Origin of the sequence: Bacteroides sp. (assembly GCF_019417265.1) — a bacterium.
Taxonomy (GTDB): domain Bacteria; phylum Bacteroidota; class Bacteroidia; order Bacteroidales; family Bacteroidaceae; genus Phocaeicola.
Genome location: NZ_DXVR01000003.1, coordinates 52,384 through 62,834, shown reverse-complemented (window position 1 = coordinate 62,834; position 10,451 = coordinate 52,384). Strand labels below are relative to the sequence as shown.

9 protein-coding genes are annotated in these 10,451 nt (G+C 40.7%); 6 read left to right on the top strand and 3 right to left on the bottom strand.

The window, feature by feature from the left end; all coding sequences use genetic code 11:
- Nucleotides 1-183 precede the first annotated feature (183 nt).
- The 6 genes from pncB to leuB all read left to right on the top strand — a co-directional run bounded on the left by pncB (nucleotide 184) and on the right by leuB (nucleotide 7,929).
- Nucleotides 184-1,350, top strand: a complete 1,167-nt coding sequence (gene pncB / locus QZ379_RS01290; protein ID WP_291557349.1) for a nicotinate phosphoribosyltransferase — start codon at nucleotides 184-186, stop codon at nucleotides 1,348-1,350.
- A gap of 312 nt (nucleotides 1,351-1,662) precedes the next feature.
- Entirely contained in the window at nucleotides 1,663-3,159 is a 1,497-nt protein-coding gene (locus tag QZ379_RS01285; protein ID WP_291557348.1) for a 2-isopropylmalate synthase, read from the top strand.
- A gap of 125 nt (nucleotides 3,160-3,284) precedes the next feature.
- Nucleotides 3,285-4,679: a 3-isopropylmalate dehydratase large subunit gene (gene leuC, locus QZ379_RS01280; protein WP_291557347.1), complete on the top strand. Its 1,395-nt coding sequence runs from the start codon at nucleotides 3,285-3,287 to the stop codon at nucleotides 4,677-4,679.
- A gap of 21 nt (nucleotides 4,680-4,700) precedes the next feature.
- Nucleotides 4,701-5,303 carry a 3-isopropylmalate dehydratase small subunit gene (leuD, locus tag QZ379_RS01275; protein WP_291557343.1) on the top strand — a complete coding sequence of 201 codons (603 nt, stop codon included), beginning with the start codon at nucleotides 4,701-4,703 and terminating at the stop codon, nucleotides 5,301-5,303.
- 17 nt (nucleotides 5,304-5,320) lie between these two features.
- On the top strand, nucleotides 5,321-6,841 hold the full coding sequence (locus tag QZ379_RS01270; RefSeq protein WP_291557341.1) for an alpha-isopropylmalate synthase regulatory domain-containing protein: 1,521 nt from the start codon (nucleotides 5,321-5,323) through the stop codon (nucleotides 6,839-6,841).
- A gap of 26 nt (nucleotides 6,842-6,867) precedes the next feature.
- Nucleotides 6,868-7,929: a 3-isopropylmalate dehydrogenase gene (leuB, locus tag QZ379_RS01265; RefSeq protein ID WP_291557339.1), complete on the top strand. Its 1,062-nt coding sequence runs from the start codon at nucleotides 6,868-6,870 to the stop codon at nucleotides 7,927-7,929.
- Between the two features lie 93 nt (nucleotides 7,930-8,022).
- Here the strand turns inward: leuB and QZ379_RS01260 are convergent, their stop codons facing one another.
- From QZ379_RS01260 to QZ379_RS01250, 3 genes are all read right to left on the bottom strand, one after another.
- Entirely contained in the window at nucleotides 8,023-8,751 is a 729-nt protein-coding gene (locus QZ379_RS01260; protein WP_291557337.1) for an HAD-IA family hydrolase, read from the bottom strand.
- Nucleotides 8,752-8,882: 131 nt separating this feature from the next.
- Nucleotides 8,883-10,232: a glucose-6-phosphate isomerase gene (locus QZ379_RS01255; protein WP_291557334.1), complete on the bottom strand. Its 1,350-nt coding sequence runs from the start codon at nucleotides 10,230-10,232 to the stop codon at nucleotides 8,883-8,885.
- Between the two features lie 10 nt (nucleotides 10,233-10,242).
- The coding region (locus QZ379_RS01250) for an NAD(P)H-dependent glycerol-3-phosphate dehydrogenase (RefSeq protein WP_366933564.1) at nucleotides 10,243-10,451 on the bottom strand (209 nt) is incomplete at its 5' end.

Sequence of the window (10,451 nt, the reverse complement as noted above, 5' to 3'; positions counted from 1 at the left end):
TTTTAGTAGAGAAGTCCCCGAGGTAGAGATACTTCGGGGACTTTCGCGTTTATACAACGCAGAAATTTCAGAAATATCGTGTCAAATTCATTTTTTGTGAATGATGTGAAAGTAAAATCTACATTCATTTTACATTCCGATTAATTTATTGTAAATTTACCACATCGTCAAAAAAATGTAATTATGATATTAAAATCAATTTTAGATACAGACTTATATAAGTTTACTACATCTTATGCTTATATAAAATTGTTTCCTTATGCAATAGGAACTTTCAGTTTTAAAGATCGTGATGAAACTGAATATTCTGATGATTTTCTGAACGCACTAAAAGAAGAATTTAACAGGTTGAAAGGAGTAGGCCTTACTCCTGATGAGCTCGAATATATGTCTGTAAATTGCAGATTCATGCCGAGAGTCTACTGGGAATGGTTGTTTTCTTTCCGGTTTAATCCTGATATAATAGATGTGTATCTGGATGAGGAACGCCATTTGCATATAGAAGTGACAGATTATTTATATAAGGTGACTCTTTATGAAGTTCCAATTCTGGCTATTGTTTCGGAAATAAAGAATATATTTTTTAATCAAAGACCTTCAAAGGAAGATATTCTGAATAAGTTGGCCGTTAAGGTTGAATTGTCGAATTCTAACGCCTTGCCTTTTTCTGAATTTGGAACACGACGGAGATTCTCTTTCGAGGTGCATGATTGGGTGGTAGATTATCTGAAGAAACATTCTAAATATTGTACAGGAACGTCAAACTGTTATCTTGCCATGAAATATAATATGCGTCCTATGGGGACTCATCCTCATGAATGGTTCATGTTCCACGGAGCTCAGTTCGGATATAAGCATGCCAATTATATGGCTCTGGAGAACTGGGTAAACGTTTATGATGGTGACTTGGGTACTGCATTATCTGATACATATACTTCCGAATCTTTTTTGACAAACTTTAGTCGCAAGCAGGCGAAATTGTTTGATGGAGTCAGGTGTGACTCTGGAGATGAACTGGAGTTTGTAGATAAGCTTATTGATAGATATAAGGAATTAGGTATTGATCCTGTTACGAAAACAATAATATTTAGTAATGCATTGGATTTTGAAAAGGCATTATCTCTTTATAAGTATTGTCAAGGTAAAATAAGATGTGCGTTTGGTATTGGAACTAATCTTACTAATGACACAGGATATAAACCGTCAAATATAGTTATGAAATTGTCAAAATGTAAGATGAATGCTAATCAGAGTTGGAGAGAATGTATAAAATTGTCGGATGACATGGGAAAACACATGGGAAGTATAACAGAAGTTCAGGCATGCTTGCATGAACTCAGAATAGAATGACCGTTAACAGAAGTGATATAATAATAGCAATAACATAATAGAAGTATTAAATTGTTGTTAAAGACAGAGAAAAACTTTCATTTTATTTTATTATTCCAAAAATATATATACCTTTGCATCGAACTAAAAAAGAGAATCATATGAATACAATGTTTTTACATATTTTGCTATGCGGTATTATTATTCTACTGGGAACACCGGTGGGAAGTGAGTCGCGTGCATACTGATGTAAAAACAGAATGATATATCAAGCCTTTCTCACTTCCCTGTGCGAAAGGCTTTTTTTTGATAACTATATAAAATGCAAAGAATATGAGTGAGAGATTATTTATTTTTGACACAACTCTTCGAGATGGTGAGCAGGTCCCGGGATGTCAGCTTAATACAGTGGAAAAAATTCAGGTGGCACGTCAGTTGGAGGCACTTGGTGTTGACATCATAGAGGCCGGTTTCCCTGTTTCAAGTCCGGGTGATTTCAATTCAGTAATTGAAATTTCAAAGGCTGTCACATGGCCTACAATTTGTGCTTTGACCCGTGCCGTACAGAAAGATATTGATGTGGCGGCAGAAGCCTTAAAATATGCAAAGCATAAGAGAATCCATACAGGTATCGGTACATCAGATTCACATATCAAGTATAAGTTCAATTCTACGAGAGAGGAAATAATAGAACGTGCTGTGGCTGCAGTGAAGTATGCAAAGCGTTACGTGGAAGATGTTGAATTCTATGCAGAAGATGCCGGACGTACTGAAAATGAATATCTTGCAAGGGTAGTAGAGGCTGTAATCAAAGCTGGTGCTACAGTTGTAAATATTCCTGATACTACCGGATATTGTCTTCCTGAGGAATATGGAGCGAAAATCAAATACCTTATGGAGCATGTAAACGGTATTGACAAAGCTATAATTTCTACTCATTGTCACAATGACTTGGGTATGGCTACAGCAAATACTATTTCAGGCGTTCTGAACGGTGCAAGACAGGTTGAGGTTACTATTAACGGTATAGGTGAAAGGGCCGGTAATACTTCACTTGAAGAGGTAGCTATGATTCTCCGTTGCCATAACGACATAGATATTGATACAAACATCAATACTACCAAGATTTATCCAACAAGCCGAATGGTTTCAAGCTTGATGAATATGCCTGTTCAGCCAAACAAGGCTATCGTAGGACGTAATGCCTTTGCACATTCGTCTGGAATACATCAGGATGGTGTCTTGAAGAATGTTCAGACATATGAGATTATCGACCCTAAGGATGTAGGTATAGATGATAATGCTATCGTATTGACAGCACGCAGCGGACGAGCAGCATTGAAACACAGGCTTCATATCCTTGGTCTGGATATGACACAGGAGAAACTTGACAAGGTTTATGAGGACTTCCTGAAGCTTGCCGACAAGAAGAAAGATATTTCTGATGATGATATAATGGTATTGGCAGGTGCTGACAGAAATGTTAATCATCATATCAAATTGGAATATCTGCAGGTTACAAGTGGTGTAGGAGTTCGTTCTGTCGCAAGTCTTGGACTTAATATTTCAGGCGAGCATTTCGAAGCTGCTGCTACAGGTAATGGTCCTGTTGATGCTGCCATCAAGGCTGTAAAGCAGATTATCAAGCGCCGGATGACCCTGAAGGAATTTACTATTCAGGCTATCAGCAAGGGTAGTGATGATGTTGGTAAAGTACACATGCAGGTGGAATATGACGGTCAGATGTATTATGGCTTCGGAGCTAATACAGACATCATTGCTGCATCAGTAGAAGCTTATATCGACTGTATCAACAAGTTCAAAAAATAATACAAGTAGCTTTTCAGACAAAAGAACATAAGTACATAAATAAAAAATATGAGATATAGTCAAATGAATATGTCTTTTTGTTCTTATGTCTGAAAACCTTAAAAACTCAATAACTAAAAATAAACATGAATACTTTATTTGATAAAATATGGGATGCACACGTAGTGCAGAAGGTTGAAGAAGGACCTACCCAATTATATATAGACCGTCTTTATTGCCACGAAGTGACAAGTCCGCAGGCTTTTGCCGGTATGCGTGCTCGTGGTTTGAAATGTTTCCGCCCGGAGAAAATCTACTGTATGCCGGATCACAATACTCCGACTCACGACCAGGACAAACCGATAGAAGACCCTGTTTCAAAAGCACAGGTAGATGCTCTGGCACAGAATGCAGCAGATTTCGGGCTGACACATTTCGGAATGATGAACAAGAAGAATGGTATTATCCACGTGGTAGGACCGGAGAGAGGATTGACACTTCCGGGTATGACTATCGTATGTGGCGACTCGCATACTTCTACTCACGGTGCAATGGGAGCCGTAGCTTTCGGTATAGGAACAAGCGAGGTGGAAATGGTTATGGCATCGCAGTGTATTCTTCAGTCACGTCCAAAGACAATGCGTATTACTATAGACGGAAAGCTTGGTAAGGGAGTAACAGCAAAAGACGTAGCTCTTTATATGATGTCGAAGATGACAACAAGTGGTGCAACAGGATATTTTGTGGAATATGCCGGAGAAGCTATCCGTAGTCTTACTATGGAAGGACGTCTTACATTGTGTAACCTTTCAATCGAGATGGGGGCACGCGGTGGTATGATAGCTCCGGATGAAGTGACTTTCGAATATATCAAGGGGCGCGAATATGCACCTAAAGGCGAAGAGTGGGATAAGGCTCTTGCTTACTGGAAGACTTTGAAAAGCGACGATGACGCTGTATTTGATAAAGAAGTCCGTTATGATGCAGCTGATATTCAGCCGATGATTACATACGGAACAAATCCTGGTATGGGTATGGCAATTACTTCGAATATTCCAACTACAGATGGTATGAGCGAAGTGGAAAAAGGTTCTTTCGAGAAATCTATGCAGTACATGGGATTTACTCCGGGTGAAAGCCTTATAGGAAAGAAAGTGGATTATGTTTTCCTGGGTGCATGTACAAACGGACGCATAGAAGATTTCCGAGCTTTTGCTTCAATCGTTAAAGGACGTAAGAAAGCTGATAACATTACTGCATGGCTCGTTCCGGGTTCATGGATGGTGGACGAACAGATTCGTGAAGAAGGTTTGGATAAAGTTCTGGAAGAAGCCGGATTTGAAATCCGTCAGCCGGGATGTTCTGCCTGTCTTGCCATGAACGACGACAAGATTCCTGCAGGTAAATATTCTGTTTCTACAAGCAACAGAAACTTTGAGGGACGTCAGGGACCTGGCTCAAGAACATTGCTTGCAAGTCCGCTTACATCAGCTGCTGCAGCAGTAACAGGAGTGATAACAGATCCAAGAACACTTATGTAATCAGTAAAATAGAGTATAACAATGAAACAGAAATTCAATATAATAACAAGCACTTGTATCCCTTTGCCTTTGGAAAATGTGGATACAGACCAGATAATCCCGGCACGTTTCCTCAAGGCTACAACACGTGATGAGAAATTTTTCGGTGACAATCTTTTCCGCGACTGGAGATATAATCCGGACGGATCGTTGAATAAAGATTTTGTTCTTAATGATCCTAAATACAGCGGACAGGTACTGGTGGCAGGAAAGAACTTCGGAAGCGGCTCTAGCCGTGAGCATGCGGCATGGGCTATAGCCGGATATGGCTTCAGAGTGGTAGTGTCAAGTTTCTTTGCCGATATCCACAAGAATAACGAACTGAACAATTTTGTTCTTCCGGTAGTGGTAAGCGAAGAATTCCTTAAAGGACTTTTTGATTCTATATATGCCGACCCTAAAACTGAGGTAGAAGTAAACCTTCCGGAACAGACCATCACAAACAAGGCTACAGGCAAATCGGAGAAATTCGAGATAAATGCTTATAAAAAGCATTGTCTGATGAACGGTCTGGACGATATAGATTTCCTTGTAGAAAACAGGGATAAGATAGCAGCATACGAAGAAGCTGTAAGTAACAGATAATAATTGAACTGATAAATATGAATCATCCTGTAATAGAAATAATGGATACAACACTCCGCGACGGTGAACAGACCAGCGGAGTATCGTTTGTACCACACGAAAAACTGATGATAGCCCGCATGCTGCTCGAAGACCTGAAGGTTGACAGGATAGAGGTGGCATCGGCACGTGTGTCCGACGGAGAACTGAATGCTGTCAGGATGATATGCGATTGGGCAGCACGCCACAATATGCTATATAAGGTAGAAGTACTTGGTTTTGTGGACGGAACTGTTTCTGTTGATTGGATACATGATGCAGGAGGCCGGGTTATAAACCTTCTTTCAAAAGGCTCGGAGAAGCATTGCCACTATCAGCTGAAGAAAACACTTGAGGAACATCTTGAAGATATTCGCCGTACAGTGGCATACGCTTTGGACCGCGATATGGAGGTAAATCTTTATCTGGAAGACTGGAGTAACGGTATGAAAGACTCTCCGGAGTACGTTTACGGACTTATTGACGGGTTGCTTGATACGGGAATAAGGCGTTTTATGCTGCCCGATACTTTAGGTATCCTTAATCCTCTTCAGGTAATAGAGTATATGCGCAAGATGAAGAAACGCCATCCTGATTTGCATTTCGATTTCCATGCACACAATGACTATGACCTGGCTGTCAGCAATGTATTGGCAGCAGTTTTGAGCGGTGTGAAAGGTCTTCATACTACAATTAATGGTCTAGGAGAGCGTGCAGGGAATGCTCCTCTTGCCAGTGTGCAGGCGATATTGAAAGACCATTTTCAGGCTATCACACATATTGACGAGAGTCGTCTGAATGAAATAAGCCGTACTGTTGAATCATATTCTGGTATAAGTATTCCTGCCAATAAGCCTATAGTGGGACAGAATGTGTTTACCCAGGTGGCAGGTGTTCATGCCGACGGTGATAGTAAGAATAATCTTTATTTCAACGATCTTCAGCCGGAACGTTTCGGTCGTGTGAGGGAATATGCTCTTGGTAAGAACTCTGGTAAAGCAAATATCCGGAAAAATCTGGAAAGTCTGGGACTGGAACTGGATGAAGAATCCATGCGTAAAGTGACAGACCGTATCATCGAACTTGGCGACCGCAAGGAACTTGTGACTCAGGACGACTTGCCTTATATCATCAGCGATGTGCTCAAACATGATACAATAGATAAAAAGGTCAAGCTTTTGAGCTACTTTGTTACTCTTGCACAGGGATTGAAACCTATGGCTACATTGAGTATCGAGATAGACGGTAAAGTATATCAGGAAAGCTCAAGCGGTGACGGTCAGTATGATGCCTTTGTGCGTGCGTTGCGCAAGATATATAAAGGAACATTGAATCGTAAGTTCCCAATGCTTGTGAATTATGCGGTTACAATTCCACCGGGCGGACGTACAGACGCATTTGTACAGACAGTGATAACATGGAACTACGAAGATAAGGAATTCCGTACTCGTGGTTTGGATGCCGACCAGACGGAAGCAGCAATTAAAGCTACAATAAAAATGTTGAATCTTATTAATTAGAATAATAAACTTAAAACTCAAATACAATGGATTTTAAAATAGCAGTATTAGCCGGTGACGGTATAGGACCGGAAATCTCAGTTCAGGGAGTAGATGTAATGACAGCCGTTTGCGAGAAATTCGGCCATAAAGTATCATACGAATATGCTATCTGTGGTGCAGATGCAATAGATAAAGTGGGCGACCCGTTTCCGGAAGCAACTTACGAGGTATGTAAGAATGCAGATGCGGTATTGTTCTCTGCAGTAGGCGACCCTAAGTTCGATAATGACCCGACAGCAAAAGTACGTCCTGAACAGGGACTTTTGGCTATGCGTAAGAAACTTGGTTTGTTTGCGAATATCCGTCCTGTGCAGACTTTCAAATGTCTGGTACACAAATCTCCTCTTAAGGCTGAATTGGTGGATGGCGCAGACTTCCTTTGCATCCGCGAGCTGACAGGAGGTATGTATTTCGGCGAAAAATATCAGGATAACGACAAGGCATACGATACAAATATGTACACTCGTCTTGAAATCGAAAGAATTCTGAAAGTAGGTTTTGAATATGCTATGAAGCGCCGTAAGCATCTTACTGTAGTTGATAAGGCTAATGTACTTGCTTCTTCACGTTTGTGGAGACAGATTGCACAGGAAATGGCTTCTCAGTATCCTGAAGTTATTACAGACTATATGTTTGTTGACAATGCAGCAATGAAGATGATTCAGGAACCTAAGTTCTTCGATGTAATGGTTACAGAAAATACATTCGGCGACATTCTTACAGACGAAGGTTCCGTAATCAGCGGTTCTATGGGACTCCTTCCATCTGCTTCTACTGGCGAAAGTACACCTGTATTTGAGCCTATCCATGGTTCATGGCCACAAGCTAAAGGTTTGAACATTGCCAACCCGTTGGCACAGATATTGTCCGTAGCAATGCTGTTCGAATATTTCGACTGTAAGGAAGAAGGTGCGTTGATCCGTCGTGCCGTTGATGCTTCACTCGACGCAAATGTCCGTACTCCTGAAATTCAGGTAGAAGGCGGTGCCAAGTATGGTACTAAGGAAGTTGGTCAGTGGATTGTAGATTATATCAAGAAAGCTTGATTAGAAAGCTATTACATTTAGAACACAATAGAAAAGGTAAGACTGTTTCTTTTATGATTCAGCCTTACCTTTTTAAGTTATATTGTTTTTATTTCATATTAAGTCGTTTCTTAAGACTGCCCAATTATCAGCAAGTTCCTGCATAGAATTGAAAAGTAGGTTGGCTCCTTCATCAAGTAAGGCATTGTCCGGAAGCGGACCTGTGTTTACTGCTATTGTGAATATTCCGGCTGCTACTCCTGCTTTTACTCCAAGTGGAGCATTCTCTACCACTACGGCCTCATAGGGCTCTATTCCTGCCTTTTTCAGTCCCATCAGATAAGGTTCCGGATTTGGTTTACCGAATTTCACGTCGTAGGCTGTAACCATATATTCTTTCTGGAATATTCCAGGGAAGTGATGATTAAGATTGTCTATCAATGACAGCTGTCCTGACCCCGTTACGAGTACTGGTTGAAGTCCTGAATTCTTTATTTCCTGAAGTAGAGTATAGGCTCCTTGCATAGGTTCTGCCTTTGGAAGACTGTTGAATATGTCACTTTTGGTTTGATAGATTTTTTTTATCTCATCTTCACTTGCTTCGTATCCTCTTTCGCGTGCACTTACTATGTTTATAGTGCTTGCTCCTGTACGTCCTTCGTGCATGTATGCTTCTTCCTCGCTCAGATTCATATCATACATAGCCATTGCTTTGTTCCATGCCTTTGCATGATTCTTCATCGAATCAAATAGTACACCGTCCATATCGAACAGTACTGCTTTAAGATTGATTTTGTTATATCCTTTTTCCTTTAAATAGTTTTGTATTGCCTTTTCAAACATTGGTTGTGTCTTTTTTAATATCGTTTAAAGGCACGTATTACAGCAATTCTGCCATATTACGTGCCTCGTATTTGTGTCGGTCCTCTTTTGAAATGAATGAGATTAAAAAAGAGGAATGTTACAATAAAATCTTATTTTTTCAGACGAGCCTGGATAGCTTCTGATTCTTTTTCATAACCAGGTTTGTTGAGCAGAGCAAACATGTTCTTCTTGTATGCTTCAACTCCAGGCTGGTTGAATGGGTTTACTTCGAGGATATAGCCGCTGATACCGCAAGCTTTTTCGAAGAAGTAAATCAGCTGGCCGATGTAGTATTCGTTCAATGCAGGAACAGATACTCTCATATTTGGAACACCACCGTCAACGTGTGCCAACTGAGTTCCGAGTTCAGCCATCTTGTTTACTTCGTCCACACGCTTTCCTGCAAGGAAGTTCAAACCGTCAAGGTTCTGTTCGTCTGTTGGAACACGCAATTCGTGGTTAGGAGTTTCGATAGAGATAACTGTTTCGTAGATAGTACGTTCGCCTTCCTGAATCCACTGACCCATTGAGTGAAGGTCTGTAGAGAAGTCAACAGAGCTTGGGTAGATACCTTTTCCGTCTTTACCTTCTGACTCGCCGTAAAGCTGCTTCCACCATTCATTGAAGTAGTGAAGTTTTGGCTGGAAGTTTACTAAGATTTCAATCTTCTTGCCGTTACGGTAAAGCTCGTTACGAGTAGCAGCATAAAGTGCAGCAGGGTTTTCGTACATGTTTTCGTTTGCACAAGCTTCTTCCATCTTACGTGCACCTTCAACAAGTTTTTCAATATCTATGCCTGCTACAGCTATAGGAAGCAAACCTACCGGAGTAAGAACAGAGAAACGACCGCCCACATTGTCAGGGATGATGAATGATTTGTAACCTTCATTGTCGGCTGTTACGCGTGCAGCACCTTTCTTTGCGTCTGTAACGGCTACGATAACTTTGCGAGCCATTTCCTTACCGCGCTGGTCTTCGCACTGTTTCTTCAGAAGACGGAATGCAAGAGCAGTTTCTGTAGTAGTACCTGATTTTGATATGTTGATTACACCGAATTTCTTGTCTTTCAGGAAGCTTATGAGTTCATAAAGATAGTCTTCACCGATGTTGTGTCCTGCAAAAACAATGGTTGGTTCCCCTGCTTTCTTTTCTTTTAACCACTGGAAGCTGTCGGACATAGCTTCTATCACGGCACGTGCTCCAAGATAACTACCACCAATACCGGCAACAACTACAACCTCGCAGTTTTCACGAAGAACTTTTGCTGTAGCTTTGATATCTTCGATATGTTCTTTGGTTATAGAAGATGGGAGGTGAAGCCATCCCAAGAAGTCATTACCAAGTCCTGTACCTTTTTCAAGGGTTTCCATGTAAGTCTTTACCAATGGCTCGTAAGCAGCCAGTTTACCTTCTGCCATGAAGCTGACAGAGTTTTCGATGTTCAATTTAATATTTTCCATATTCAAAAATTTATCTGAATGAGTCTGTTAAAAGCTTTATTTCTATCATAGGAGATATGCGTTCGTACAGGATGTTGTACACCGCATCCACTATAGGCATATTGACGTGCAGATGTTTGTTCAATTCCTTGATACATTTCGTTCCGTAATATCCTTCAGCAATCATTTCCATTTCTATCTGTGCGCTTTTTACTGAATATCCTTTTCCTATCATTGTTC